This is a genomic window from Pseudomonas sp. Irchel 3A7 (assembly GCF_900187565.1).
GTDB lineage: Bacteria > Pseudomonadota > Gammaproteobacteria > Pseudomonadales > Pseudomonadaceae > Aquipseudomonas.
In genome coordinates, this window is sequence record NZ_FYED01000001.1 from 393,752 (window position 1) to 419,178 (window position 25,427).

At 59.1% G+C, this 25,427-nt stretch carries 28 protein-coding genes and 1 tRNA gene; 20 read left to right on the plus strand and 9 right to left on the minus strand.

Features of this window, described 5'->3' with window-relative positions; translation table 11 throughout:
- Nucleotides 1-28 precede the first annotated feature (28 nt).
- Nucleotides 29-283, minus strand: coding sequence for a glutaredoxin 3 (gene grxC, locus CKW21_RS01735; protein ID WP_095192298.1), 255 nt, complete (start codon nucleotides 281-283; stop codon nucleotides 29-31).
- 1 nt (nucleotide 284) lies between these two features.
- A complete protein-coding gene (locus CKW21_RS01740; protein ID WP_095192299.1) occupies nucleotides 285-698 on the minus strand; it encodes a rhodanese-like domain-containing protein in 414 nt (137 codons plus the stop codon).
- A 153-nt stretch (nucleotides 699-851) separates the two neighbouring features.
- Here CKW21_RS01740 and gpmI point away from each other — a divergent pair, with 153 nt between their 5' ends.
- The 5 genes from gpmI to CKW21_RS01765 all read left to right on the plus strand — a co-directional run bounded on the left by gpmI (nucleotide 852) and on the right by CKW21_RS01765 (nucleotide 7,427).
- On the plus strand, nucleotides 852-2,381 hold the full coding sequence (gene gpmI, locus CKW21_RS01745) for a 2,3-bisphosphoglycerate-independent phosphoglycerate mutase (RefSeq protein WP_095192300.1): 1,530 nt from the start codon (nucleotides 852-854) through the stop codon (nucleotides 2,379-2,381).
- A 229-nt stretch (nucleotides 2,382-2,610) separates the two neighbouring features.
- Complete coding sequence (locus tag CKW21_RS01750; protein ID WP_095192301.1) at nucleotides 2,611-3,903, plus strand: murein hydrolase activator EnvC; 1,293 nt, start codon at nucleotides 2,611-2,613, stop codon at nucleotides 3,901-3,903.
- A 31-nt stretch (nucleotides 3,904-3,934) separates the two neighbouring features.
- Nucleotides 3,935-5,254: a S41 family peptidase gene (locus CKW21_RS01755; RefSeq protein WP_095192302.1), complete on the plus strand. Its 1,320-nt coding sequence runs from the start codon at nucleotides 3,935-3,937 to the stop codon at nucleotides 5,252-5,254.
- Nucleotides 5,255-5,256: 2 nt separating this feature from the next.
- Nucleotides 5,257-6,033 (plus strand): divergent polysaccharide deacetylase family protein, encoded by a 777-nt coding sequence (locus CKW21_RS01760; RefSeq protein WP_095192303.1) that lies wholly within the window; start codon nucleotides 5,257-5,259, stop codon nucleotides 6,031-6,033.
- A 113-nt stretch (nucleotides 6,034-6,146) separates the two neighbouring features.
- Nucleotides 6,147-7,427, plus strand: a complete 1,281-nt coding sequence (locus tag CKW21_RS01765) for a Vps62-related protein (RefSeq protein ID WP_095192304.1) — start codon at nucleotides 6,147-6,149, stop codon at nucleotides 7,425-7,427.
- A gap of 10 nt (nucleotides 7,428-7,437) precedes the next feature.
- Here CKW21_RS01765 and CKW21_RS01770 read toward each other — a convergent pair whose 3' ends face one another.
- The 7 genes from CKW21_RS01770 to CKW21_RS01800 all read right to left on the minus strand — a co-directional run bounded on the left by CKW21_RS01770 (nucleotide 7,438) and on the right by CKW21_RS01800 (nucleotide 13,423).
- Complete coding sequence (locus tag CKW21_RS01770) at nucleotides 7,438-8,193, minus strand: ABC transporter substrate-binding protein (protein WP_095192305.1); 756 nt, start codon at nucleotides 8,191-8,193, stop codon at nucleotides 7,438-7,440.
- 167 nt (nucleotides 8,194-8,360) lie between these two features.
- On the minus strand, nucleotides 8,361-9,131 hold the full coding sequence (hisF, locus tag CKW21_RS01775; RefSeq protein ID WP_007897430.1) for an imidazole glycerol phosphate synthase subunit HisF: 771 nt from the start codon (nucleotides 9,129-9,131) through the stop codon (nucleotides 8,361-8,363).
- Nucleotides 9,132-9,140: 9 nt separating this feature from the next.
- The gene (hisA, locus tag CKW21_RS01780) at nucleotides 9,141-9,878 is read right to left on the minus strand and encodes a 1-(5-phosphoribosyl)-5-[(5-phosphoribosylamino)methylideneamino]imidazole-4-carboxamide isomerase (protein ID WP_095192306.1); all 738 of its coding nucleotides are present in this window, start codon (nucleotides 9,876-9,878) and stop codon (nucleotides 9,141-9,143) included.
- 95 nt (nucleotides 9,879-9,973) lie between these two features.
- Entirely contained in the window at nucleotides 9,974-10,237 is a 264-nt protein-coding gene (locus tag CKW21_RS01785; protein ID WP_095192307.1) for a DUF2164 domain-containing protein, read from the minus strand.
- Nucleotides 10,238-10,876 carry an imidazole glycerol phosphate synthase subunit HisH gene (gene hisH, locus CKW21_RS01790; protein ID WP_095192308.1) on the minus strand — a complete coding sequence of 213 codons (639 nt, stop codon included), beginning with the start codon at nucleotides 10,874-10,876 and terminating at the stop codon, nucleotides 10,238-10,240.
- On the minus strand, nucleotides 10,876-11,469 hold the full coding sequence (hisB, locus tag CKW21_RS01795; protein ID WP_024778052.1) for an imidazoleglycerol-phosphate dehydratase HisB: 594 nt from the start codon (nucleotides 11,467-11,469) through the stop codon (nucleotides 10,876-10,878). The genes hisH and hisB overlap by 1 nt, the downstream gene beginning before the upstream one ends.
- Nucleotides 11,470-11,761: 292 nt before the next feature.
- Nucleotides 11,762-13,423 (minus strand): OFA family MFS transporter, encoded by a 1,662-nt coding sequence (locus CKW21_RS01800; protein ID WP_095192309.1) that lies wholly within the window; start codon nucleotides 13,421-13,423, stop codon nucleotides 11,762-11,764.
- A 227-nt stretch (nucleotides 13,424-13,650) separates the two neighbouring features.
- Between CKW21_RS01800 and CKW21_RS01805 the strand changes: the two genes are divergently transcribed.
- From CKW21_RS01805 to CKW21_RS01875, 15 genes are all read left to right on the plus strand, one after another.
- Nucleotides 13,651-14,055, plus strand: coding sequence for an acetyl-CoA sensor PanZ family protein (locus tag CKW21_RS01805; protein ID WP_095192310.1), 405 nt, complete (start codon nucleotides 13,651-13,653; stop codon nucleotides 14,053-14,055).
- A gap of 78 nt (nucleotides 14,056-14,133) precedes the next feature.
- Complete coding sequence (locus CKW21_RS01810) at nucleotides 14,134-16,362, plus strand: AsmA family protein (RefSeq protein ID WP_095192311.1); 2,229 nt, start codon at nucleotides 14,134-14,136, stop codon at nucleotides 16,360-16,362.
- A complete protein-coding gene (gene mutY, locus CKW21_RS01815) occupies nucleotides 16,359-17,426 on the plus strand; it encodes an A/G-specific adenine glycosylase (protein ID WP_095192312.1) in 1,068 nt (355 codons plus the stop codon). Before CKW21_RS01810 ends, mutY begins: the two co-directional genes overlap by 4 nt.
- Entirely contained in the window at nucleotides 17,423-17,695 is a 273-nt protein-coding gene (locus tag CKW21_RS01820; RefSeq protein ID WP_095192313.1) for an oxidative damage protection protein, read from the plus strand. Before mutY ends, CKW21_RS01820 begins: the two co-directional genes overlap by 4 nt.
- Nucleotides 17,696-17,797: 102 nt before the next feature.
- Nucleotides 17,798-17,873 (plus strand) — tRNA-Phe (locus CKW21_RS01825).
- Nucleotides 17,874-18,082: 209 nt separating this feature from the next.
- Entirely contained in the window at nucleotides 18,083-19,288 is a 1,206-nt protein-coding gene (locus CKW21_RS01830) for an integrase arm-type DNA-binding domain-containing protein (protein WP_095192314.1), read from the plus strand.
- 100 nt (nucleotides 19,289-19,388) lie between these two features.
- Nucleotides 19,389-20,306, plus strand: coding sequence for a hypothetical protein (locus CKW21_RS01835; protein WP_095192315.1), 918 nt, complete (start codon nucleotides 19,389-19,391; stop codon nucleotides 20,304-20,306).
- 124 nt (nucleotides 20,307-20,430) lie between these two features.
- Nucleotides 20,431-20,685, plus strand: a complete 255-nt coding sequence (locus tag CKW21_RS01840; protein ID WP_095192316.1) for an AlpA family transcriptional regulator — start codon at nucleotides 20,431-20,433, stop codon at nucleotides 20,683-20,685.
- A 1-nt stretch (nucleotide 20,686) separates the two neighbouring features.
- Nucleotides 20,687-20,989, plus strand: a complete 303-nt coding sequence (locus tag CKW21_RS01845) for a helix-turn-helix domain-containing protein (RefSeq protein WP_095192317.1) — start codon at nucleotides 20,687-20,689, stop codon at nucleotides 20,987-20,989.
- Between the two features lie 323 nt (nucleotides 20,990-21,312).
- On the plus strand, nucleotides 21,313-21,531 hold the full coding sequence (locus CKW21_RS01850; protein WP_095192318.1) for a hypothetical protein: 219 nt from the start codon (nucleotides 21,313-21,315) through the stop codon (nucleotides 21,529-21,531).
- Nucleotides 21,532-21,533: 2 nt separating this feature from the next.
- The gene (locus CKW21_RS01855; protein WP_095192319.1) at nucleotides 21,534-21,824 is read left to right on the plus strand and encodes a hypothetical protein; all 291 of its coding nucleotides are present in this window, start codon (nucleotides 21,534-21,536) and stop codon (nucleotides 21,822-21,824) included.
- Nucleotides 21,817-22,044: a hypothetical protein gene (locus CKW21_RS01860; protein ID WP_095192320.1), complete on the plus strand. Its 228-nt coding sequence runs from the start codon at nucleotides 21,817-21,819 to the stop codon at nucleotides 22,042-22,044. The genes CKW21_RS01855 and CKW21_RS01860 overlap by 8 nt, the downstream gene beginning before the upstream one ends.
- A complete protein-coding gene (locus CKW21_RS01865; protein WP_095192321.1) occupies nucleotides 22,041-22,919 on the plus strand; it encodes a toprim domain-containing protein in 879 nt (292 codons plus the stop codon). Before CKW21_RS01860 ends, CKW21_RS01865 begins: the two co-directional genes overlap by 4 nt.
- Entirely contained in the window at nucleotides 22,906-24,705 is a 1,800-nt protein-coding gene (locus CKW21_RS01870; protein WP_095192322.1) for a DUF927 domain-containing protein, read from the plus strand. The genes CKW21_RS01865 and CKW21_RS01870 overlap by 14 nt, the downstream gene beginning before the upstream one ends.
- Before the next feature lie 330 nt (nucleotides 24,706-25,035).
- Nucleotides 25,036-25,341: a hypothetical protein gene (locus CKW21_RS01875; protein WP_095192323.1), complete on the plus strand. Its 306-nt coding sequence runs from the start codon at nucleotides 25,036-25,038 to the stop codon at nucleotides 25,339-25,341.
- Nucleotides 25,342-25,427: the final 86 nt, after the last annotated feature.

Sequence of the window (25,427 nt, forward strand, 5' to 3'; positions counted from 1 at the left end):
ATCTTGGGTCTTTTATTGGGTACGGAATTCAGGCCTTGAGCATCGCGTCGAGCTTGCCGGCGCGCTCCAGGGCAAACAAATCATCAGAGCCACCGACGTGGGTGCTGCCGATCCAGATCTGCGGCACGGACGTACGTCCGGCTTTCTGAGCCATGGCGGCGCGCACCTGCGGTTTGCCATCGACCTTGATCTCTTCGAAGGCCACGCCTTTGTTCTCGAGCAGGTATTTGGCTCGCGAGCAATAAGGGCAGTAATCGCTGGAGTAGACGACGACGTGGCTCATATCACTTCACCAGCGGCAGATTGTCGGCTTTCCAGCTGGAAACACCACCGGACAACTTGGCGGCGGTGAAGCCGGCCTTCACCAGTTCGCGAGCGTGGGTGCCGGCGGTCTGGCCCATGGCATCGACCAGGATGATGGTCTTGGCCTTGTGTTTTTCCAGTTCGCCAACGCGAGCAGCCAGCTTGTCGTGAGGAATGTTCAGCGCGCCAACAATGTGACCGGCGGCGAAGTCCTTGCTCGGACGGATGTCGATCACCACGCCTGCGTCTTTGTTGACCAGGCCCGTCAGTTCGCCAGTGCTCAGGCTGCGGCCGCCGCCTTGCAACTGATAGGCAATCAGCAGTGCCAGCAGTACGACGAAGATACCGACGAGAATGTAGTGGTTGGTGGCAAATTGAATCAGGTTAGCAACCATCGAAGGAGGTTCCAGGGCGTTAAAATGTCGGCCAGTATACACAGCCCCCATGGTGGGCCAAACCCCGTCCGGCGGTGACGTGGCCGGAACTTCGCTTTAAACTGCGACTCCCTTTTTCCATCGCCTCTTTTAACTTAAGCCAGAGTGGATTCCATGACTACCACGCCCAAACCTTTGGTCCTGATGATTCTCGACGGCTTCGGTCACAGTGAAAGCCCTGAATCCAACGCGATTTTTGCAGCGAAGAAGCCCGTGCTGGACCGTCTATGGGCCACTGTGCCCAACGGCCTGATCTCGGGCAGCGGGATGGACGTCGGCCTGCCGGATGGCCAGATGGGCAACTCCGAAGTCGGCCACATGAACCTCGGCGCCGGTCGCGTTGTGTACCAGGACTTCACTCGCGTCACCAAATCGATCCGCGACGGCGAGTTCTTCGAGAACCCGACCATATGCGCCGCGGTGGATAAAGCCGTTGCCGCCGGCAAGGCCGTGCACTTCATGGGCCTGCTGTCCGATGGCGGCGTGCACAGCCACCAGGATCACCTGGTGGCCATGGCCGAGCTGGCCGCCAAACGCGGCGCGGAAAAAATCTACCTGCACGCCTTCCTCGACGGCCGCGACACGCCACCGAAAAGCGCGCAATCGTCGATCGAACTGCTGGATGCCACCTTCCAGGCACTGGGCAAAGGCCGCATCGCCAGCCTCATCGGTCGTTACTATGCGATGGACCGTGACAACCGCTGGGATCGAGTGTCCCAGGCCTACAACCTGATCGTCGATGGCGCTGGCGAATTCAACGCCGCCACCGCACAGCAAGGCCTGCAAGCCGCCTACGAGCGGGGCGAGAGCGACGAGTTCGTCAAAGCCACTTCTATCGGCGAGCCGGTGAAAGTCGAAGACGGTGACGCCGTGGTGTTCATGAACTTCCGCGCCGACCGTGCCCGCGAGCTGACCCGCGTTTTCGTCGAAGACGATTTCAAGGAATTCGAGCGCAGCCGTCAGCCAAAACTGGCCGGCTTCGTGATGCTGACCCAATACGCCGCCAGCATCCCAGCGCCATCGGCCTTCGCTGCTGGCAGCCTGGAAAACGTGCTGGGCGACTACCTGGCGAAAAACGGCAAGACCCAGTTGCGCATCGCTGAAACCGAGAAGTACGCTCACGTAACCTTCTTCTTCTCCGGTGGTCGCGAAGAACCCTTCCCGGGCGAAGAACGCATCCTGATTCCATCGCCTAAAGTCGCCACTTACGACTTGCAACCGGAAATGAGTGCGCCGGAAGTCACCGACCGTATCGTCGATGCCATCGAAAACCAGCGTTACGACGTGATCGTGGTCAACTACGCCAATGGCGATATGGTTGGCCACAGTGGTGTATTCGAAGCCGCGGTGAAAGCCGTTGAATGCCTGGATCAGTGCGTCGGCCGCATTGTCGATGCCCTGGAAAAAGTCGGCGGCGAAGCGCTGATCACCGCCGACCACGGCAACGTCGAGCAAATGTCCGACGAAACCACCGGTCAGGCGCACACCGCGCACACCACCGAGCCAGTGCCGTTCATTTATGTCGGCAAGCGTGACCTCAAGGTTCGCGAAGGCGGCGTGCTGGCGGACGTGGCACCGACCATGCTGAAGCTGCTGGGCCTGGAAAAACCGGCGGAAATGACCGGGACATCGATCCTGGTGTAATCCGGACTTACAAACACCGCAATACCCTGTGGGAGCGAGCCTGCTCGCGAATACGGACTGTCAGTCGACATCAACGTTGCCTGACACGCCGCTTTCGCGAGCAGGCTCGCTCCCACATTGATCTTCAGTGTTTTTCGGGCCAGTTATCACACAACCCCATTTGGGCGTTTTTTTTGCAGCGTGGGGCGGGCATACTAGGCTGTCCCTTTCCCTGGTGTCGCCCGCCTCTATGCTTCGCGTCCTGATAGCCCTTGCTCTGACTTGCCTGCTCCAACCGGCCTTCGCTGACGAGCGCGCGCAAACCCAACAACAGTTGGACGCCACGCGTCAGGACATTGCCGAGCTGAAAAAGCTGCTGGGCAAACTGCAGGAAGAAAAATCCGGCGTGCAGAAGGATCTCAAAGGCACCGAGACCGAGATGGGCAAGCTCGAGAAGCAGGTCGATGCCCTGCAAAAAGAGCTGAAGAAGAGCGAATCCGAGCTGCAGCGACTCGACGCGGAGAAAAAAAAACTCCAGAGCGCACGCACTGAACAGCAAAGACTGATCGCGATCCAGGCCCGGGCGGCCTACCAGAACGGTCGTCAGGAATACTTGAAACTGCTGCTCAATCAGCAGAATCCTGAAAAATTCGCCCGTACCCTCACCTATTACGACTACCTGAGCCAGGCCCGCCTGGAGCAGCTGAAGAATTTCAATGAAACCCTGCGCCAACTGGCCAACGTCGAGCAGGACATCGCCAAGCAGCAGGCCCAGTTGCTGGTGCAGAAAAGCAGCCTCGACAGCCAGCGCGATGAACTCGACAAAGTCCGCCAGGAACGCCAGCAAGTCCTGGCCAGGCTCAATGACGACGTGAAAGCCCGCGACCAGAAACTGGCAGCCCGCGAGCAGGATCAGGCAGACCTGTCTAAAGTCCTTAAAACCATTGAAGAAACCCTGGCCCGCCAGGCTCGTGAGGCAGAAGAGGCGCGGCAGAAAGCGCTGATCGCCCAGCAGGAAGCCGAAAAAAAGCGTTTACGTGAGGCTCAGGCTCAAGCAGAGGCCACTGACGCCCCACGCAAACCCATCAAATCGACACCCGGCGCTCTGGTTTCAAGCTCAGGCGAAACCTTCGGCGGACCTTTTGCTTCAAGCCGCGGCAAACTTCCATGGCCTGTCGACGGTCGACTGCTTGCACGCTTCGGTGAAAGCCGCGGCGACGATGCCCGGACCAAATGGGACGGCGTGATGATCGGCGCATCGGCTGGCAGCGCAGTGCATGCGGTACACGGTGGCCGCGTGGTGTTCGCCGACTGGTTGCGTGGCGCCGGCCTGCTGGTGATTCTGGATCACGGCAACGGTTTCTTGAGTCTTTACGGTCACAACCAGACACTGCTCAAGTCTGCGGGTGACGTGGTAAAAGCCGGCGAGTCCATCTCCACTGTCGGTAACAGTGGTGGGCAGGACACGCCAGCATTGTATTTTGCGATTCGTCAGCAGGGTCACCCGAGTGATCCGGCGCAATGGTGTCGCGCGCAAGGATAAGCGCGCTACCTACTTCAGGAGTTCGTTCGACATGCTGCATTTGTCCCGCCTTACCTCGCTGGCCCTGACGATCGCCCTGGTGATCGGCGCGCCCCTGGCGTTTGCCGCTCAACCGGTCCCGGCTGTCGCGCCTGCGGGCACTGCCGCGACCACCAAGGCGCCATTGCCGCTGGAAGAGTTGCGCACTTTCGCCGAGGTCATGGATCGGATCAAGGCCGCGTATGTCGAACCGGTGGACGACAAGACCCTGCTGGAAAACGCGATCAAGGGCATGCTCAGCAACCTTGATCCGCACTCCGCCTACCTGGGACCGGAAGACTTCGCCGAGTTGCAGGAAAGCACCAGCGGCGAATTCGGCGGCCTGGGCATCGAGGTCGGCTCCGAGGACGGGTTCATCAAGGTAGTTTCGCCAATCGATGACACCCCGGCCTCCAAGGCAGGCATCCAGGCGGGCGACTTCATCGTCAAGATCAACGGCCAGCCAACCCGCGGCCAGAGCATGACCGAAGCCGTGGACAAGATGCGCGGCAAGATCGGCCAGAAAATTACCCTGACCCTGGTACGTGACGGTGGAACGCCATTCGACGTGACCCTGGCCCGCGCGATCATTCAAGTGAAGAGCGTGAAGAGCCAGCTGCTGGAGTCCGGCTACGGCTACATCCGCATTACCCAGTTCCAGGTCAAGACCGGCGAAGAGGTCTCCAAGGCCCTGGCCAAATTGCGCAAGGACAACGGCAAGAAACTCAACGGCATCATCCTCGACCTGCGCAACAACCCGGGTGGCGTGCTGCAAGCGGCGGTGGAAGTGGTCGACCATTTCATCACCAAGGGCCTGATCGTCTACACCAAGGGCCGGATCGCCAACTCAGAACTGCGCTTCTCGGCCACCGGCAAGGACGAAAGCGAAGCCGTGCCAATGGTTGCCCTGATCAACGGCGGCAGCGCCTCGGCTTCGGAAATCGTCGCGGGCGCCCTGCAGGATCAAAAACGCGCGGTCGTCATGGGCACCACCAGTTTCGGCAAGGGTTCGGTGCAAACCGTGCTGCCGCTGAACAACGAGCGCGCGCTGAAAATTACTACAGCGCTGTACTACACACCGAACGGCCGCTCGATCCAGGCCCAGGGCATCGTCCCGGACATCGAAGTACGCAAGGCCAAGATCACCAGCGAGCAGGACAGCGACTACTTCAAGGAGGCCGATCTGCAAGGTCACTTGGGCAATGGCAACGGTGGCGCCGACAGACCGACCGGCACCGGCGGCAAGGCCAAGGCGATGCCGCAGGATGACGATTACCAACTGGCCCAGGCCCTGAGCCTGCTCAAAGGGCTGAGCATCACGTCCGGCCGCTGAGGATGTGCCTGCGCTTCATCCTCGCCCTGTTGTGCTGCCTGGCGGGCACTGCTCACGCAGATCCCGCCGGGTCGACGCCTCACAAGGCCTACCTGAGTCTGATCATTGATGACCTGGGGCAGAACCTGCCCCGGGATCGCCGCGTCCTGGCCCTGCCCGGCCCGGTGACCACGGCGATCATGCCCGATACACCCCACGCCACCGAATTTGCCGGCGAAGCCCATCGCGCCGGCAAGATCGTCATCCTGCACATGCCCATGGACCCGGCCACCGGCCCGTTCGCCTGGCATCCCGAACTGCCCATCGAAGAACTCGAAAATCGTCTCAACGCCGCCTTCAAAAGGGTGCCCTATACCGCCGGCATCAATAACCACATGGGCAGCCGCATGACCGCGCAACCCGCCGCCATGGCGTGGTTGATGGGCGAGCTTCAGCGCAGGCACAAGTTTTTCGTCGACAGCCGCACCAGCGCCCAGACCGTGGCGGCGCAACAGGCGCAGAAGATTGATCTGGCGAGCGTTTCGCGGGATGTATTTCTTGATGACGAACCCACCGAGACGGCAATCTACACCCAGCTGCAGACTGCGATCGGCCTGGCGCGCAAACAGGGATCGGCGGTGATGATCGGCCATCCTTATCCACAAACCCTGGCAGTGCTGGAGCGGGAATTGCCGAAGCTCAAGGCGCAGGGAATTGAGTGGATCGATGTCCGACAAATGATCAGCGTGCGCGGCAATCGCGCCATGAGCGCCCATGGAAAAGACGGAATATATCGGTAACAACCCGCCACACACCTATAAATAGTTACCGCCCGCCACCTCATCCAATTCCAGATATTGAGACCTGCAACAGGTCGCGACTCTGAGTCGCTTTTCAATTATCAGGAATGACTATGAATACCGAGAACAGTCTCACAACAGCCTCCAGGCCAATGGAATCGATAAAACTCGACAACCTGCTGATCAACTTCACGACGGAGTTCCAACGGATCTGGGACACCAAGGGCTCAGACTCAAAACCTGCAACCTTTTGGCGCCCCAGCCCTGCTCCTGATTTGTTGCCGGGTTTTTTCCCGCTGGGTGACGTCGCTGCTTCCGGATACGGCAACATCAACGGGAACAAAGTAGTGGCGGTTGTATGCGAAGCTGAGGCGCCGAGCGCGGATAGTGCTAAAGGCAAAGCGCTCAGCCAACCCGTGGACTTTGAACAGGTCTGGAAAGATACAGGCTCCGGGGCTAGAAAGGACTGCAGCCTATGGCGTCCAATCCCTCCTGAGGGCTATGTGACACTTGGATTGGTGTGTTCCGACCACGAAAAACCTCCCTTGAACGCGGTACGCTGCGTCCGGTCGGATCTAGTGATCGCCTCAAATCTCGGTGACTTGATCTGGGATGATAAAGGCAGCGGTGCCAAACAGAACTTCAGCGGCTGGAATATCGATCCCCCGGCAGCAGCAGCGGGGGAAATCTACTTCGCACCGGGCACCTTTGTCGGCTTCAACAGCTATACCAAACCTTTAATAGAGGTCGCTGGTTATTCATTGCGCATGCAGATCCCGCTGCAGATCAACTCCGCACCTGAGCTTCCAGTACTTTCAGGATTTGAAACTCCACCTGATGAGACTTCAGAGACCACTCAAATCGCCACGATTCCCTGGTTCGCTGTCGAAGAACACGACCGGCTTCCCAAAGAAAAAATGAGCAAATCACCCTACTACCGACTGGAAAGGACCGACCAATACGTGCTTGTCGGGCATGGCCATAACAATGGAGAAAAAAGCAGGCTGTTCACATGGACAGCGCCCCGAGTTCTGAGCCGCAGGAATCAGAAATTATTCACCCGAATCACATCTATCGAGGTCAGCTCAGAATGGCCGACCGGGGTTTCCAACGCGCGATCAATAAATTTCTCGGCAAAATTGAGCACTGACTTCACTCACACCGAAACATCGTCCAGCGGATGGGAGAGCTCAAATACCGTAGTCGTCGCCTCTATCGTTCCGAAAAACAAGATGTTGGCGGTTTATCAGCTGCAGAGTCACTACGCCTTGCTGCGCGAAGATGACACAGAGCTGGGCATCAACTTCAGTTACGCCGATACCGACAGCTTGCGCTGGATCGAATACCCGCCAGAAATAGACAGCGAAGTCCTCATCCCCAAGCCGATGACATAATTACCTGTCCCTACAGATACCGCGCCATGATGTCGTCCACCACACCTTCCTTGCGCAGTTGATCCAGTGCAGCTTGCAGTTTGGCAACGGTTTCGTCCGGCACGTCCTTGTTCAGTGCCAGATAAAGCTCGGCGCTATTGAAGCGCAACACCGTCTTGAGCCCGGTCACGCCGTCCTGTCGAGCCAGGTAACGGCCGGCCGGGTCGCCTGTGGCCCACAGGTCGATCTGGCCGTTGACCAGTTTCTTCGCGTTGTCCTGATCGCGCAGCACAACGATTGGATTGAGTCCCTGCTTGGCCAGTGTCTCGGCGATCGCATCACCTTTGTAGGCGCCGATCTTGTATTTGCGTGCATCATTCAGGGTTTCGAGGGTGATCTTGCTGTCAGCCTTGGCCAGCATGATCCAGTCGTCCGGGCCGATCGGGCCGACCCATTTGAACAACTTTTCGCGATCAGGTAGCCGCGCCATGACGAACACGCCATAACCGGGCTTTTCCAGGGTGAGTTTGTAGATCCGCTCCCAAGGGAAACGCAGCGTCAGACTGTAGGTAATGTCGGCGCGCTTGAAAATCTCACGGACGATGTCCGTGGCAATGCCACTGATGTTTTCGTCTTGCGCGAAGTTCTTGCCGTTCTTCGCCATGTTGTACGGCGGGAAGTTTTCCGTCAGCAACACCATGTCGGTGTCGGGATTGTCTGCAGCCTGCCCTCCACTGACAAACAACAGGGAAGCGCTGGCAAGGACGAGAAGAAGGCGTTTAAGCATGTCTGGCTACCGAAATCCATGGCGTACCCAAGAGTGCCTTGAGCCCGCCATGATGTCCACTGGCCTGTATTGGAATGTCAGGGTCTTTACGAAAACTCGCCGAGCGACGATCAGGCGAACCTGTTTTTAACGTAGCTGATCGTCGCGCAGGCAGTTTTCGTATGAGCCTAGCGCATCACGATGCCGCGATGAGCCATATAGGCCTTGGCTTCCTGCACGGTGTATTCGCCGAAGTGGAAAATACTCGCCGCCAACACTGCACTGGCGTGGCCTTCGAGAATGCCATCGGCCAAATGCTGCAGGTTGCCGACGCCGCCGGAAGCGATCACCGGAATGCCCAGTGCATCGCTGATGGCACGGGTTACACCGAGGTCGAAGCCGTTTTTCATGCCGTCCTGATCCATGCTGGTCAGGAGGATTTCACCGGCGCCCAGGCCTTCCATTTTCTTCGCCCACTCGACGGCGTCGAGGCCGGTCGGCTTGCGGCCGCCGTGGGTGAAGATTTCCCAGCGCGGGGTTTCGCCAGGGCCGGAAACTTTCTTCGCATCGATGGCAACGACGATGCACTGCGAGCCGAAATGCTGCGCAGCTTCGCCGACGAATTCCGGATTGAACACAGCCGCGGTGTTGATCGAAACCTTGTCCGCACCGGCATTGAGCAGGTTGCGAATATCTTGCACGGTACGCACGCCACCGCCGACGGTCAGCGGGATGAACACCTGGCTGGCCATGCGCTCGACGGTATGCAGCGTGGTGTCGCGACCATCGACGCTGGCGGTGATGTCGAGAAAAGTAATCTCGTCAGCACCCTGCTCGTCATACCGACGGGCGATTTCCACCGGGTCACCGGCGTCACGGATGTTCTCGAACTTGACACCCTTGACCACCCGGCCGTTATCCACGTCCAGGCAAGGGATGATGCGTTTGGCCAGCGCCATGGTCAGTCCTCAGCCTTTGTACGAATCGCAGAAAGCTTGTGCTTCAGCGACATCGAGAGTGCCTTCGTAGATCGCCCGACCGGTGATCGCACCGATGATGCCTGGCGCCTTGGCGTCGAGCAGCGTCTTGATGTCACCGAGGTTGTGGATGCCGCCGGAGGCGATCACCGGGATTTTGGTGGCAGCGGCCAGCGCAGCGGTGAACGGCACGTTGCAGCCCTGCATCATGCCGTCTTTGGCGATATCGGTATAAACGATAGCGGACACGCCGTCGGCTTCGAACTGCTTGGCCAGGTCGATCACCTGAACGGTGCTGATTTCAGCCCAACCGTCAGTGGCGACGAAACCGTCCTTGGCATCCAGGCCAACGATCACCTTGCCCGGGAACGCACGGCAGGCTTCGGCAACGAAGGCCGGATCTTTCACGGCTTTGGTGCCGATGATCACGTAGCTCACGCCCGCTTTCACGTAGTGCTCGATGGTTTCCAGCGAACGGATGCCGCCGCCGATCTGGATCGGCAGGTTCGGGTAGCGTTTGGCGATGGCGGTGACCACTTCGCCGTTGACCGGCTGACCTTCGAACGCGCCGTTCAGGTCGACCAGATGCAGACGACGGCAACCGCCCTCCACCCACTTGGCAGCCATGCTCACCGGGTCATCGGAGAACACCGTGGAATCTTCCATGCGGCCCTGGCGCAGACGAACACAGGCACCGTCTTTAAGATCGATAGCGGGAATAATCAGCATGCTTTTTCCTTCGTCAAAAGAGCTGCAAGCTGCAAGCCACAAGCTGCAAGCATGCGTGTGTATGTTTCTCTCTTGCAGCTTGAAGCTTGAAGCTTTCAGCTGCTTTTTTCGAGCGCCCACAGGTTGCTTTCGATGCTTTCGAACCTCTCCTTGAGGTGCGCCTGCACATCGAAAATCGCCCTGTTGTAATAGTGCGGAGCAATTTCACGGGTAAACAGCTCAAGAATTTCCGCCGCCTCGAATGAACCCAGGTCCAGTTCGAAGCGATCTTCCATGAACCGCTGAATCTTGTGATTGGCTTCACGCTCCTGTTCGGGCGTGAGGGTCAGGATCGGCGGTCTGGACTTCTTGACGGCCATTTACCAGCGACCGTCCCACGCAGCGAAGTTCTGCAAGAGTTGCAAGCCATGGGTATGGCTTTTCTCCGGGTGGAACTGCACGGCGAAACGCGAGCCGTCGGCCAGCGCTGCGGCGAAATCGACACCGTAATGACCGCCACCCACCACCTGGCGCGCATTAGCGGCCGCGATGTAATAGCTGTGCACGAAATAGAAACGCGCCAGGTCCGGAATGTCGTGCCACAGCGGGTGACTCACCTTCTGCTTCACTTCGTTCCAGCCCATGTGCGGGACTTTCAGGTGTTCGCCGTCTTCATGCAGGTCCTTGCCGAAGAATTTCACCGCGCCGGGAAACAGGCCGATGCAGTCGACGCCGTCGTTCTCTTCACTGGTGTCTAGCAAGGCTTGCATGCCGACACAGATGCCGAGGAACGGACGGTCCTGGCTGACTTCACGCACCAGCGAGTCGAAGCCGAGGCGACGAATCTCCGCCATGCAATCGCGAATCGCGCCGACACCGGGGAAAACCACCCGGTCGGCTTCGCGAATCACGCTGGCATCGCTGGTGATCAGCACCTTGCCGGCACCGACGTGCTCGAGGGCCTTGGCCACCGAGTGCAGGTTGCCCATGCCGTAATCGATAACCGCGACTGTCTGCATTACAGAACGCCCTTGGTCGACGGCATCTGACCGGCCATGCGGTCATCGAGCTCTACGGCCATGCGCAGCGCGCGACCGAAAGCCTTGAACACGGTTTCGATCTGGTGGTGGGTGTTGTGGCCACGCAGGTTGTCGATGTGCAGGGTGACGTTGGCGTGGTTGACGAAGCCCTGAAAGAACTCCTGGAACAGGTCAACGTCGAAACCGCCGACGGTGGCACGGGTATAGGGAACGTGCATCTGCAGGCCAGGACGGCCGGAGAAGTCGATCACTACGCGCGACAGCGCTTCATCGAGCGGCACATAGGCGTGGCCGTAACGACGGATGCCTTTCTTGTCACCGATGGCTTGGGTGAATGCCTGACCCAAGGTGATACCGACGTCTTCCACCGTGTGGTGGTCATCGATATGCAGGTCGCCTTTGCTGACGATATCCAGGTCGATCAGCCCGTGACGGGCGATCTGGTCGAGCATGTGCTCAAGAAAAGGCACACCGATATCAAATCGGGCCTTTCCGGTGCCATCCAGGTTGATCGAGGCTTTGATCTGGGTTTCCAGAGTGTCGCGCTCGACTGACGCCTTACGTTCGGCCATCACCAGCTCCGCAAAATCATTGGGCGAAAAAGGCAACCATTATAGGGGCGCGGGCGCCAAACAGAAACACGAGAGGTGATATCGCTGACGGATAGAATCCCCGGCCGTCGGGGATAGACATGTCCATACAAGCCATTGGCATGGATCACAAAACAAATGTGGGAGCGAGCCTGCTCGCGAAAGGGGCTGCACATTCAACATCTCTGTCGACTGTCAGACCGCATTCGCGAGCAGGCTCGCTCCCACAGGGTTTGGCGTTGGCCTGAAGATACCAGGCCAGACCCTCAGCTTCTTAGTGGAACAGAACCGCCGTTTTCTGCAGGGTCACCCAGACACCCCACGCCAACGGAAGACCGACCACCAGCCAGGCAGCCACTGCCAACGGCTTGGTGCCCGCGGCCGCTTTCCACTCCAGTGAGGTGCTGCTGTCAGCGCCTTTGTCGTGGCCCAGCGCCTGTTCGGCGGCCAGCTCGGCATCGGTCATGAAGTATTTGTCGGCCACCGGGCGCACCAGCAGGTTGCAGATGAAACCCAGCACCAGCAGGCCCGCCAGGATGTACAAGGTGATGTCGTAAGCCGCGGCACGCTCAACGCCGATGCTCAACTGATACTCACGCAGGTAGTTCACCAGCACCGGACCCAACACGCCCGCCGCCGCCCACGCCGTCAACAGACGACCGTGGATCGCGCCGACCATTTGCGTACCGAACAGATCCGCCAGGTAAGCCGGAACGGTGGCAAAACCACCGCCGTACATCGACAGAATGACGCAGAACGCCGCCACGAACAGCGCAACGCTGCCCAGATGACCGAGGTTCGGAATCAGCGCATACAGGGCAAAGCCCAGGGCGAAGAACACGAAATAGGTGTTTTTACGGCCCAGGTAGTCCGAGAACGATGCCCAGAAGAACCGGCCACCAATGTTGAACAGACTCAGCAAACCAGTGAAGCCGGCAGCAATGGCGGCGATCGAGGCCAGTTGCGAAGCGTCCAGTTGACCAAACGCCAGATCGTTACCCAGCAACTTGCCACCGAAGACTTCCTGCAACAGCGGCGAAGCCATGCCGAGGATGCCGATACCGGCCGACACGTTCAGGCACAGCACCAGCCATACCAGACGGAATTGCGGCGTTTTCCACGCAACGCTCACGTGCACGTGACGGTTGGTGATCATCGCATTGGAGGCTTTTTTCGCCGGAGCGGTCCAGCCTTCAGGCTTCCAGCCGGTTGGCGGAACGCGGTAGGACAAGGCACCACCGATCATGAACACAAAGTAGATCGCAGCCATTGCCACGAAGCTCTGCCAAACCCCAACGCCTTCCGGCGAACCGAAGTGGCTCATCAAAGCCGTCGCCAGGGGTGCACCAACCATCGCACCACCGCCGAAGCCCATGATCGCCATGCCGGTCGCCATGCCGCGCTTGTCCGGGAACCACTTGATCAGGGTCGACACCGGCGAGATATAACCCAGGCCAAGGCCGATACCGCCGATGACCCCGGAGCCGATCCACATCAGCCAGATCTGGTGGGTATAGATCCCCAGCGCAGAAATCAGCAAACCACCACACCAGCACAGTGCCGATACGACACCGGCCTTACGCGGCCCGGCATGTTCCAGCCAGCCGCCCCAGATGGCTGCAGAGCAACCCAGGAAGATGAAGAACAGCGTGTAGATCCAGCCGAGCATCGAGATCGGCCAGTCGCATTGCGAAGAAAAGACTTGAGCGATGAAGCTCATGTCCGGCGCGCAAGCTACCGCTTTGGTGATGCCCAAGGCCTTGGACAGTGGCAGCCAGAACACCGAGAAGCCGTAGGCCATGCCGATGCAAAGGTGGATGGCCAGAGCGGCCGGTGGCACCAGCCAACGGTTGAACCCGGGCTTGGCGATGATGCGTTCCTTGGACAGGAACGAGGGCTGGTCGGCATAGCCGTCCGCCGCGATACTCGTGGTCATTGTGTATCCCCCAATTATTAGTATGGTTCGCCAGCCACTCTTCACCCCCAGCCTTGTTGCACGCAGGCATGACTGTCTTTTTCAGGGCAAAGCTCCATTTTGGTGCGACATCAGGTCACAGAAGGACCGACGAACGGGCGAAGGTTACCATTTGCACGTGACAGAAAAACCAAACTGATATCACCTTTTTCAATGTTGTCTGTTCTCGTACCTCAGAAGGATTGTCCATGCCCATCGTTGTCGAGTCGTTGAACGAAGCCACCAGCCAGGATCAGCAGGATCTGCAGAAAATCTACCGTGACGCTCCACAGTGGCTGTTTGCGCCATTTACAGGGGATACACAGCTGATCGAGGTCTGCCTGCAGGAAGGCTCGATGATCGCGGGGCGCTTCAACGATCGACTGTTGGGTGCGGCACGCCTGCAACGGCACCCGGACGTGTGGCATTTGTCTCAATTGTGTGTACGAAAAGTCACCCGACGCCGTGGCGTCGCGGAGCGACTGGTGCGTGAAGCACAGGCCATGGCCGCGCAATCCGGCGCCACTCTGCGCCTGCTGGCACCTGCCGGGCACTTGGAAGCCCAGGCATTGGCAGCCAAGTTGAACGTGCCGCTCGATGCCACGCCGGAGTGATCGATGACCGGTCAAACGTTTCGGGGCGCTATACTCCTCGGCTAAATTTCGAATTCGACTAACTACAAGGACTCGCCCATGAAAGCGTTCGGCAAAATCCTGGGTCTGGTGCTTCTCGGGTTGCTGCTGATCATTGTGGCGCTGGGCTTTGCCCTGACCCACCTCTTCGATCCCAACGACTACAAGGAAGAGATCCGCCAGATTGCCCGCGACAAGGCCCACATCGAGCTGACGCTCAATGGCGATATCGGCTGGAGCCTGTTCCCGTGGCTGGGTCTGGAACTGCACGACGCCGCTGTGGCGACCCTGGCCAAACCCGCCGAACCCTTCGCTGATTTGCAGATGCTCGGTCTGTCGGTCCGCGTGCTGCCTCTGCTGCGCCGTGAAGTGCAGATGAGCGATGTGCGCGTCGAAGGTTTGAACCTGCGCCTGAGCCGCGACAAGGACGGCCACGGCAACTGGGAAGACATCGGCAAGGTCCCGGCCACTTCGAACACCGCTGGCACACCTCCCGCCACTACCAGCGAGCCTGAACCGCAAACCACCGCTCAAGCAGAGAAACCAGCTCAACCCGTTCGCCTGGACATCGACAGCCTGACGGTCAACAACGCCCGCGTCGAATACAGCGACGAGAAAACCGGCCGCCAATTCAGCGCGGAAAGCATCCAGCTGAGTACGGGGCCGGTGCACGACTCAACCAACATTCCGGTCAAGCTCACCGCATTCCTGGGTACCAACCAACCGGTCCTGCGGGTCCGCACCGAGCTCAACGGCGAGCTGCGTTTCGAACGCGCGTTGCAGCGCTACAAGTTCGAGGACATGAAACTGTCCGGTGAAGTCGCCGGCGATCCGTTGCAAGGCAAGACCATGACCTTCGCCGCCCAGGGCCAGTTGCTGCTGGACAAGGCCGCCAACGTCGCTGAATGGACCGGCATCAAGATTTCCGCCAACCAACTGCGCGCGCTGGGTGAGCTGAAGGTCAATGACCTGGACAAGACCCCGCAGGTCAGCGGCGGCCTGTCGATTGCCCAGTTCGATCTGGCAAAGTTCGTCGACAGCATCGGCCAGAAACTCCCGGCGATGGCCGAAGGCAGCCTGAGCAAAGTCGAACTGGTGAGCCGCCTGGCAGGCACGCCCACCAGCGTCGTACTGGATGACATCAACCTGAAAGTCGACGACAGCACCTTCAGCGGGCGCATCGCCGTCGAGGACTTCGCCAAACAATCGCTGCGCGCCACCCTCAAGGCCGACACCTTTAACGTCGACCGTTACTTGCCGCCAAAATCGGCCGAGGCCAGCAGCGTGAAACAGGTGCGTCAGGCCGAAGTCGCCAGCACCGAAGCCGATGCCATGGCGGGCGCCGGCAGCACCCCGCTGCCACCGGCACCGACCAAAGAGGCGTGGAGCAATGAACGCCTGTTGCCGGTGGAACGCCTGAGCAAGCTGGATGTGGACGCCGACCTGACTTTCGGCCAGCTGACCCTGGAAAAACTGCCGATCCACAACGCCGCGCTCAAGGCCAACGGCCAAGGCGGAATGCTGACACTGACGAGCCTGCGCGGGGACTTGTACGAAGGCAACTTCGAAGCCAAAGGCACGCTCGATGTGCGCCAGCAAGCGCCTGTATTGAATTTGCAGACGCAAATCAGCCGGGTGCCGGCGGAAAAAATCCTCGAAAGCCAGGGCAAAAATCCACCAGTCAAAGGCTTGGTCACATTCAACAGCAATGTGACCGGCAGCGGTAACAGTCAGAAAGCACTGATCGAAACCCTCAATGGCAACGCCAGTTTCGTCATCAACGATGGCGTGCTGCTCAACGCTAACCTCGAACAACAGTTGTGCAAAGGCATCGCCACACTCAACCGCAAATCCCTCAATGGCGAGCCGCGGGGCAAGGACACACCCTTCCAGGAACTCAAGGGCAACCTGAATTTGCGTAACGGTGTGGCCAGCAACCCGGACCTGAAAGTGCGCATCCCGGGCATGACCGTCAACGGCAACGGTGATGTCGATCTGCGGGTACTGGGCATGGACTACCGCGTGGGCATCATCGTCGAAGGCGACAAGAGTGACATGCCGGACCCGGCTTGCCAGGTGGGCGAGAAATTCGTCGGCATCGAATGGCCGCTGCGCTGCCGTGGTCCGCTGGAGCTGGGCGCCAAGGCCTGCCGACTGGATAACGAACGCATGGGTCAGGTCGCGAGCAAACTGGCTGGCGAGCGGATCAGCGAAAAAATCGACGAAAAGCTTGGCGACAAGGTCAGCCCGGAACTCAAAGATGCACTCAAGGGGCTGTTCAAGCGATGAGAGCCGAGCAGTTTTCAATGGCGGTGCTGGATTGGTACGACCGCCACGGCCGTCATGATTTGCCCTGGCAACAGGACATCAACCCCTATCGGGTGTGGGTCTCGGAAATCATGTTGCAGCAAACCCAGGTCAGCACGGTGCTGAATTACTTCGACCGTTTCATGGCTTCGCTGCCAACCGTCGAAGCCCTGGCCGCCGCACCGGAGGACGAAGTGCTGCACCTGTGGACGGGCCTGGGTTACTACACCCGCGCGCGCAATCTGCAGAAAACCGCGAAGATCGTCGTCGACCAATACGGCGGCGAATTTCCCCGTGACGTGGAAAAACTCACGGACCTGCCGGGCATCGGCCTGTCCACCGCCGGGGCCATTGCCAGTATCAGCATGGGCCTGCGTGCGCCGATCCTCGACGGCAACGTCAAACGGGTCCTGGCGCGCTTTACCGCGCAAGAAGGCTATCCCGGCGAGCCGAAGGTCGCCAAACAGCTATGGGCGAACGCTGAGCGCTTTACGCCACATGATCGGGTCAACGCCTACACCCAGGCGATGATGGATCTTGGGGCGACGCTGTGCACCCGCAGCAAACCGAGCTGCCTGCTCTGCCCGCTGGAAAAGGGCTGCGAAGCGCACATGCTGGGTCTGGAAACCCGTTATCCGATCCCCAAGCCGCGCAAAGCCATCCCGCAGAAGCGAACGCTGATGCCGATGCTTGCCAACGGTGAGGGCGCGATCCTGCTTTACCGCCGCCCTTCCACGGGCCTGTGGGGCGGTCTCTGGAGCTTGCCGGAACTCGACGACCTCGACGACCTGCAGCATCTGGCTTCGCAGCATTCGCTGGAACTGGGCGTCCAGCAGGCGTTGCCGAGCCTGGTGCACACCTTCAGCCATTTTCAGTTGTCCATCGAACCCTGGCTGGTTCAGGTCCAGGAGGCTGGCCATCACGTGGCCGAGGCCGACTGGCTCTGGTATAACCTCGCCACCCCGCCGCGCCTGGGCCTCGCCGCCCCGGTCAAGACCTTGCTCGAACGCGCGGCCGTCGTATTGAACGCAGGAGAGTCGTCATGACCCGCACCATCATGTGCCGCAAGTACAAAGAAGAATTGCCTGCCCTGGAGCGGGCTCCGTTCCCGGGTGCCAAAGGCCAGGACATTTTTGACCACGTCTCGGCCAAGGCCTGGGCCGATTGGCAAAAGCACCAGACCCTGCTGATCAATGAAAAGCGCTTGAACATGATGAACGCCGAAGATCGCAAATATCTTCAGGGCGAGATGGACAAGTTCTTCTCCGGCGAGGATTACGCCAAGGCTGAAGGCTACGTGCCGCCCGCTGAGTAACCCCGTGAAATCGGGGGTCGGATCGTAAGCGACGGTAATAATTAAATTTTTTTGAAAACTTGCTTGACGACCCCCTGAAAAACCCGTTTAATGCGCCCCGTTGCCCAGATAGCTCAGTCGGTAGAGCAGGGGATTGAAAATCCCCGTGTCGGCGGTTCGATTCCGTCTCTGGGCACCACCTTTCGTTTTCAGGTGGTACCAACCACACCTGAAAACCCACAGAGAACCCGCCTAGTGCGGGTTTTTTGTTGTCTATGGTTCCCCACCATCCCCTTGTAAGCCCAAACAGATGTGAGTAGATTCGTGAGTAGATCCAGTTCGGTCTAGAAATCTACTCACACCACGGCGGCAAAATGCCCGCCCGGTGCGGCCTACAAGGAGGCTGCTTTGCCACTCTCAGATACCACCATTCGCACCGCCAAGCCGAAGGACAAGCTTTACCGGCTGACGGACGCCAACGGGTTATGTTTGGAAGTGGCATCGACAGGCACCAAGCTATGGCGGTACCGGTACCGCTTTAACGGCAACGCAAAAATGTTGGCATTGGGTAAATACCCTGCTGTCACTCTGCTGAAGGCGCGCCAGCTACGCGATGAGGCCCGCCAACTGCTTACGGAAGGCACCGACCCCAGCGAACACAAAAAAGCCGCCAAACAGGCTCAGAAGGTCGACGGGCTGACTTTCGAGACGCTGACGCGGGAGTGGTACGACTACAGCTCGCCACGGTGGGCGGAGGCGACCGCCTACAAAACCAAGCTGTACCTGGATAACGACATCATCCCCGGCATAGGCGCCCGCCCGATAAAAGCCATCACCCGGCCAGAGTTGGTCGAGTTGGTGCGCACAGTGGAGGCAAGGGGCACGCTCAATGCCGCTGGCAAGATCCGCCAATGGCTACACCAGATATTCCGCTTCGGCCTGGCAAGGGGCGTCGTCGAGGTCAATCCGGCCACCGACTTAAACGTGGTCGCCGCGCCAGCAAAAGCCGCCCGCCATCACCCGCACGTCACCTTTGCCGAATTGCCCGACCTGCTGGGCAAAGTCGAAGCCGCGAACATTCATGCCCTCACCCGGCACGCTATCAGGCTGCTGACGCTGACAGCGGTTCGCCCTGGTGAGCTACGCCAAGCGCCATGGTCTGAGTTCGACCTAGACGCCGCCACCTGGACGATTCCCGCCGCCCGCATGAAAGCCCGCCGCCCGCATATCGTCCCCCTACCCCGCCAAGCCGTTGCCGTACTGCGCCAGCTCCACGAAATCACCGGGCGTTACTCGCTGGTATTTGCTGGCGCCAACCCTGAACGCCCTATGAGTGAGAACACCATCAACAAGGCGTTGCGACTGGCTGGGTACGAAGGCCGACAAACAGGTCACGGCTTCCGCCACCTACTCAGTACCGAGCTCAACGGGCGCGGGTACAACAAGGATTGGATTGAGCGCCAGCTTGCCCACGGTGACAGCGACGAAATACGCGGCACCTACAACCATGCGGCCTATGTCCAGCAGCGCCGGGAAATGATGCAATCCTGGGCCGACTCAATTGACGCCCTGTGCGCTGGCGCTAACGTGGTGAGCATCAAACAAAACGCATAAAAAATTTGACTGGCCTAGCTCAACGGAGCGAAAAGCGGACTTCCCACCCGCCTGACTGGCAGACCTATTCAGTAGTGGGAGCACTTGGGAGGGTGACGTGATGAATGGCGGGATAATACGTGGCATAGACAAAACCCAATTATTGGGACATCGCAGCCCGGAAGATGAATTAGTAGAAAAGCACATCACTGACGTAATTCATCAACATCACACCCTTGGTGAAAGCCTGGTTGAGCTGGAAAACTTTGGCGCTTGGATGATGACCCTCCAAGAAGCTGCTGAGCTAATCGCATGCGATCAATGGGCTGCCGGGAATGTAAACATACCTGCGCTTACTGAATATAGTGGCCACCTACTGTCATACGAGGCGACCTCCAAACTTGTTAGTATCACGGAGATATTCCTACCAAAACTGATTAACGCCGTTGAGATAGGTCGCCTTAAAGCCGCGAGAACCCTACGTGATTTTGATGAGATCATTGTTCCAAACCTGACCTTCATTGATTACAGCGCGTTATGTGAGTGGCTGACTGGAAGAGGATACACCCCTGGGGAGGCATTTGAGGAATGGTATGACCGGGCTATTAATATTTCGGACAGGCTGGTCGAAGAGGTAATCTGGCTGCGAAGGGCCGCTAGAGATGAAATAAAAGCAATGCCTGTAACAATTGGCTACTCGAGCATTCAGGTAATTGACAACGAAGCAGGCGTCGAGGTTTTAAGTAGCCAACTAAAGTCAGCTCTTTTAGAAAATCAGCACTTACGAGAAAGATTGGCGAAAGCTGAGTTAACGCGACAAGAAACAGCACACAATACATCTAAGAGGTCACATTTGTTGGCCACTGCTGCACTGATAAAACTAATAGAGTCGCCAATTGATCGCCCAAGACCTCAAGGAATGAAACAGTCTGCCATCAAGTCAGCTATTTTGGAGCGCTTCTCTTTTCGTGGCTTAAAAGAGCGCAATCTTGACGAAATATTTTCTGCCGCAAACAAGGCTATAGCAGAAGAGGAATAACCTCGCCCAGCGATTTATACAATTACCGCAATTGCGGAACGAAAAACCGCAATTGCGGTTACACCTGCCGCAATCCGCCCCAGCATAAGCCCATGTTCTCAACGCCACCCAAGGAGGCGCTAGCATGGCAAACACAACCCACCCTATCCGCAAGCAAACCGAACAATCCTCAGTCCAGCCTGAGCGGCCACTTCGCTTCATCAAACTGGGGGAAGTCAAAGCCCTGACCACCCTTTCCACATCCGAGATTTATCGCCGTATTGCAGCCGGGCGTTTTCCTAAGCAGGTAATGCTAGGGCCGAAATCTGCCGTATGGATCGAGGCCGAGGTTATTGCTTGGTGCGACTCACTTGTCGCTCTGCGAGTGGAGGCTGCCTAACATGAGCCCAAAAAAAATGGCCGACCAACAGGCCAGCCAAGTAAATACTCACGTAGAGAATACCAGTGGTACAGCACAGCGCGCTCGCCTTTTGGAGCGTCTGCAAACCGGCCCAATTGATACCTTCACCGCCATCCGCGAACTGAACATCGTCCGCCCTGGTGCTCGCATCAATGAGCTGCGCAGCCTGGGCCACAAGATTTTGACCCACCGCCTCACCCTGACAGACGATCAAGGCCGCAAGCACCGCGGCATGGCTCTGTACTACCTCAGCAGCAATCCTCCTGTTGAGGTGGCCGCATGATCGCCATCAATCCCCGCCCACTAAAAGCCAAAAGCGTTAAGCAGACGGGGATTGCGTCTGTACTTGACTGGATGTATCGTCAATCCGTCGTCACATTGCTGGCGACCGGGCGTAGGAACCCGTTGTTATCAAGGCGCACCAGCGCCCCAAGTCCATTGAGAGGCGTTTTTTTACGTCTCCAGCAATGTTCTATGGCGGCTGTGTGTGGGAGGGCTTTGGCCCTGCCGGTTTCCTTGATACCCGGTATTCCTACCCTGCACACGGTCGCCACCCAATCCCGTAGGAAGGACGGTAGCGGCTCCTCAAATCAAGGAGCTTCACCCATGAAACACGCCCTCAATCCGTCCATTGCATCCGCCAAAGCCGCCGCACACCGTGCTATGGCTATGGCCGCCCTTCATGCCGACTCATCGCTGAGCGTTCGCCTCAAGCGCTACAACACACAAATGGCAATCGCCCGAACCTTGGAAACCGCAGCCGCCCCGGACAACTGCGCCAAAGCCCACCGCATCCAGCGCAACGCCGTTAACCAAGGGGCTTAACCATGACTAATTTTCAACACTGCCAAATGGCGGTGACGCCGAACGCTTGCCCGAAGAAAACCACCGAGCTGTTTTACGTCACCCATCCGAAGGCGGCCAAAGCTTTGTTGGGGCCGTTCTTGAGCCAGGCCGACGCCGAGTGCGGGCGCGTAGTAATGCACAGTGCGGACGCTGTTGTAACCGCCTGCCTTGTGGGTTCAATCGACGACATTACCCGCGGACACGGGGTTAACAACGGTCGGGTATGCCGTGCCTTTGCTGGCGCTGATCGCTTGGAGGTGAATCATGGGTAACGTCATCCCCATCAAGCGCAAGTGTAACGGTGGCCAGCCTAACGCAGACGCTCACATCGACAACGCTAGCTACGCGCTGCTGGTGAAAACCATGATCGGCTTCCTGGAGCTGGGCATCGCAGAAAGTGATGCTGGTCGGCACTGCGATGAGCTGGTGCGCCTGACCCTGCAACTTGATCGGCTCGCACGGCGCTTCATATCGCCGAAGGGGGGTCTATGACAGACGCAACGATCCTTTTCCGTGACGCACTCCAAACGGTCTACGGGCCGCTCGACTGGCTGCCCGTGCCCGATGGCAACATTCACCGTTTCCGCGTCCCTGACGACAAGCCTGGAACGCTCAACGGCTGGTATGTGCTCTACCTGGACGGCATTGCCTCTGGCGCGTTCGGTAGCTGGAAAGCTGGCGGCACCCATACGTGGAGCAGCCGGGAACCACACAATAACCGCGAAGCCGAGCAGGTACGTCAGCGCATCGAGCAAGTCCGACGCCAACGGGAAGCCGAGCAACAAAGGCGTCAGCTCAAGGCCGCAAACCTCGCTCAACGCTGGTGGCGTGACGGCCGCCGTGCCGATCCTGGCCACGCCTATTTAATCGCTAAAGTCGTCCGCCCCCACGGCTTGCGCCAGCGTGGTGACGAATTGCTGGTGCCGCTGTATGCGGGGGGCGTGCTGGTCAACCTGCAGCGGATCGCACCGGACGGCGGAAAGCGCTTCCTGTTCGGGGGGCGGATCAAGGGCACCTATTCACCATTGGGGCGCATCACACCGGGCAAACCGCTGTGTATCTGTGAGGGCTGGGGTACAGGCGCAACGCTTCACGAAAGCGGCTACACCGTCGCCTGCGCCATGAATGCCGGGAACCTTAAACCGGTGGCGCTGGCGCTTCGTGCGGAATACCCCACCACCGAAATCATCATTGCGGGCGACGACGACCGATTGACCGAGGGCAACCCCGGACGCACCGCCGCCAATGCCGCCGCAGCCGAGTGCGGAGGCATGGTGACCTTTCCCGAATGGCCCGCTGACGCACCGCTGACTCTCTCGGACTTCAACGACCTAGCTGCCTGGAGTCGCCCCCATGCGCACGCCTGAAAATAACGTAATCAACCTGCGCCCCGAGGCGCCCATGGTCGAACCTGAGCGCCCGTGCTGGGGCGTGTACGAGCACTGGGTGACGAACGAGAAAGGCCGAAGGTTACGCCCCGGCGTGTACTGGCACGGCTTCAAACGCACCGCCGCCGATGATGAATCTGAAGACGATAAAACAGACCGCCCGATCACTGACGAATGGATCGCCACCCCCGTGACCGTTGTCGCTCGCACCACCAATAGCGACGATGGCAGCGAGGGCCGTTTTCTGCGCCTGTTGACTGAAAGCGGCACCAAGGAATGGATCATCCCCATGGAGGTATTCGGCGGCAGCGGCGAGGACGCCCGGCGCACGTTGTTCGGCATGGGCGTGATTATCGCACTTAAGAAACGCGGCCAGTTCATGGAGTATTTGCTGGAGCAGCGGCCCAGTGAAATGTTCGCCACCACCTGCCGTCCCGGCTGGCACGAATCGGGCGCTTTCGTACTGCCTGGCCGCACCATCGGCAGCGATAAGGTGCGTTATCAAGCCAGCGGCAAAGGGCAAAACCTATTCAGCATCCGCGGTGAATTGGAGGGTTGGAAAACCGAAGTAGCAGCCAAGTGCGAAGGCAACCCAGTGTTGACGTTGGCGATTGGTTGCTCCTTGGCTGGCCCCCTGCTGAGCCTGGTAGGTGTGTTGGGTGGCGGTGTTCACCTGGTGGGCGATAGCTCTAGCGGCAAGTCACTGGCGCAACTGATCGGCTCATCGGTCTGGGGCGACCCCGGCATCTTTGCCGCGTCGTGGGACATGACCAAGGGCGGTTTGGAGATTGAAGCCTCGGGCCGCAACGACACCATGCTGCCTCTAGACGAAATCAAGCGGGCCGACCCCAAGCGTGTGCAGGAAATGGCCTATTCACTCGCCAACGGTCAGGGCAAAGGCACCATGACCCGTGAGCGTGAAGGTCGGGCCAAGCTGTCGTGGCGTCTGCTGGCGCTGTCGAGTGGAGAACGCTCTCTGTCTGAACACGCCGCTATCGGCGGCAATGCGGCCCACGCTGGTGCTGAGTTGCGCATGGTGGACGTGAACGCCGGTACTCGCACCCACCGCGCCTTCGATGAATTGCACGGCCTTGCGGGCGCCGACTTCCACCGCGTGCTCACCGTTGCTGTTGGTGCCCATCACGGACACATCGGGCCAGCATTCGTGGAACAGTTGCTCGCCAGCGACGACCGTCCCGGCCTGCTGGAAGACTTTGCCGGTATCCGCGCCCAGTTCATCGAGGACAACGCCCAAGCCGGACGTGTGGCCGATCGCTTCGCCGTCATTGCCTTGGCTGGGGAAATGGCAATCGCCTACGGCCTGCTGCCCTGGACGCCAGGCAGCGCGTTGGCCGACTGCCAGTTGCTCTATGGCGAATGGCTGAGTCGGGTAGGCAGTGGCAATGCCGAAGACCGCCAGATCCTGGCAGGCATCCTGGACTTTATCGACAAGCACGGCAGTAGCCGATTCTCCGATGTGGATGCGCCAGAGGTCGACGCCAAGGTGTTCAACCGTGCTGGCTACTGGGAGGTGGTGGCCGGTAAGCGCCTCTACCTGTTCAACAAGTCGGCGCTGACCGAAGCGGCTCATGGCCACGGCCTGACGCGAGTAGTGAAGGCGCTAGAAGGCGCTGGCGCTATTGCCAAGCACGATACCGACCGAGACAGCCGAAAAACCAAGAAATACCGCCTGCCCGCTGGTGGGTCTGCCCGCCTGTATGCCGTCGATCCAGAAGCCATGGATGGTGAAGGCGTCAGCCCATGAACACCACCAAACACCAATGCCCGAATTCACAGGAACCTATAAACGTGGGGAACAGGGGGAACGGGGGAACGGCCAGTAAAACCGTGGCCTGTAGCTGTTCCCCCTTATTGAAGTGTTGGGGAACAGGGGGAACACAAACATGTTTTTGAATATAAGACTCCGCGCAATTCCCGACATTTGGTTATCACTGTTCCCCACAATTTTCGATGGGGTACAGGTTCCCCCTCTGGAAGCCCCGGAAACACTGGGTGTTCCCCCCGTTCCCCAGTTCCCCCGATTTTTTTTCACAGACACATTTGGGAGTAAGTGCAATCCGGGTGAGGTGGCGCAATGAGCCTCCTTTCCGGCCTGCTCGATCACATCCCGCCGACCATCGCTGGCGCTGACAAACCGACCATGGCGAATCGCGCCCCAAATCGTCCGCGCCTGGTGCTGGTCGAGCGGCCCGCCCAATTACCGGCAAGCACTTACACCAACGCCGCCATGGCAACGCCTGAGTGGCGAAACGCCCGTGACCAGTACATCAGCCACCTTATGGCGTGTCGTGCCTGCTGCGCGCCGACAGCCCGTTACTGCCTAACTGGTGCTGACCTTCGCGCCACCTATGACCGCACCCCTATGGAGTCGCACCAATGACGCCGACCGGCCTCCCCTTCGGCACGGTGACGGGCCAACCCCGCGACACAGAGCACCACCACCACCGGGCATCAGCCCACAACGTT

Coding starts and splice junctions, on each gene's coding strand:
- CKW21_RS01835 (WP_095192315.1), top strand. CDS start 19,389: ATGAATGGCGGGATAATACGTGGCATAGACAAAACCCAATTATTGGGA.
- CKW21_RS01755 (WP_095192302.1), top strand. CDS start 3,935: ATGCTGCATTTGTCCCGCCTTACCTCGCTGGCCCTGACGATCGCCCTG.
- gpmI (WP_095192300.1), top strand. CDS start 852: ATGACTACCACGCCCAAACCTTTGGTCCTGATGATTCTCGACGGCTTC.
- CKW21_RS01865 (WP_095192321.1), top strand. CDS start 22,041: ATGACAGACGCAACGATCCTTTTCCGTGACGCACTCCAAACGGTCTAC.
- CKW21_RS01785 (WP_095192307.1), bottom strand. CDS start 10,237: ATGGCCGTCAAGAAGTCCAGACCGCCGATCCTGACCCTCACGCCCGAA.
- CKW21_RS01800 (WP_095192309.1), bottom strand. CDS start 13,423: ATGACCACGAGTATCGCGGCGGACGGCTATGCCGACCAGCCCTCGTTC.
- CKW21_RS01750 (WP_095192301.1), top strand. CDS start 2,611: ATGCTTCGCGTCCTGATAGCCCTTGCTCTGACTTGCCTGCTCCAACCG.
- hisF (WP_007897430.1), bottom strand. CDS start 9,131: ATGGCGCTGGCCAAACGCATCATCCCTTGCCTGGACGTGGATAACGGC.
- CKW21_RS01850 (WP_095192318.1), top strand. CDS start 21,313: ATGAAACACGCCCTCAATCCGTCCATTGCATCCGCCAAAGCCGCCGCA.
- CKW21_RS01820 (WP_095192313.1), top strand. CDS start 17,423: ATGACCCGCACCATCATGTGCCGCAAGTACAAAGAAGAATTGCCTGCC.
- CKW21_RS01870 (WP_095192322.1), top strand. CDS start 22,906: ATGCGCACGCCTGAAAATAACGTAATCAACCTGCGCCCCGAGGCGCCC.
- CKW21_RS01805 (WP_095192310.1), top strand. CDS start 13,651: ATGCCCATCGTTGTCGAGTCGTTGAACGAAGCCACCAGCCAGGATCAG.
- CKW21_RS01875 (WP_095192323.1), top strand. CDS start 25,036: ATGAGCCTCCTTTCCGGCCTGCTCGATCACATCCCGCCGACCATCGCT.
- CKW21_RS01845 (WP_095192317.1), top strand. CDS start 20,687: ATGAGCCCAAAAAAAATGGCCGACCAACAGGCCAGCCAAGTAAATACT.
- CKW21_RS01810 (WP_095192311.1), top strand. CDS start 14,134: ATGAAAGCGTTCGGCAAAATCCTGGGTCTGGTGCTTCTCGGGTTGCTG.
- CKW21_RS01770 (WP_095192305.1), bottom strand. CDS start 8,193: ATGCTTAAACGCCTTCTTCTCGTCCTTGCCAGCGCTTCCCTGTTGTTT.
- hisB (WP_024778052.1), bottom strand. CDS start 11,469: ATGGCCGAACGTAAGGCGTCAGTCGAGCGCGACACTCTGGAAACCCAG.
- hisH (WP_095192308.1), bottom strand. CDS start 10,876: ATGCAGACAGTCGCGGTTATCGATTACGGCATGGGCAACCTGCACTCG.
- CKW21_RS01765 (WP_095192304.1), top strand. CDS start 6,147: ATGAATACCGAGAACAGTCTCACAACAGCCTCCAGGCCAATGGAATCG.
- CKW21_RS01740 (WP_095192299.1), bottom strand. CDS start 698: ATGGTTGCTAACCTGATTCAATTTGCCACCAACCACTACATTCTCGTC.
- grxC (WP_095192298.1), bottom strand. CDS start 283: ATGAGCCACGTCGTCGTCTACTCCAGCGATTACTGCCCTTATTGCTCG.
- mutY (WP_095192312.1), top strand. CDS start 16,359: ATGAGAGCCGAGCAGTTTTCAATGGCGGTGCTGGATTGGTACGACCGC.
- CKW21_RS01840 (WP_095192316.1), top strand. CDS start 20,431: ATGGCAAACACAACCCACCCTATCCGCAAGCAAACCGAACAATCCTCA.
- hisA (WP_095192306.1), bottom strand. CDS start 9,878: ATGCTGATTATTCCCGCTATCGATCTTAAAGACGGTGCCTGTGTTCGT.
- CKW21_RS01860 (WP_095192320.1), top strand. CDS start 21,817: ATGGGTAACGTCATCCCCATCAAGCGCAAGTGTAACGGTGGCCAGCCT.
- CKW21_RS01760 (WP_095192303.1), top strand. CDS start 5,257: ATGTGCCTGCGCTTCATCCTCGCCCTGTTGTGCTGCCTGGCGGGCACT.
- CKW21_RS01855 (WP_095192319.1), top strand. CDS start 21,534: ATGACTAATTTTCAACACTGCCAAATGGCGGTGACGCCGAACGCTTGC.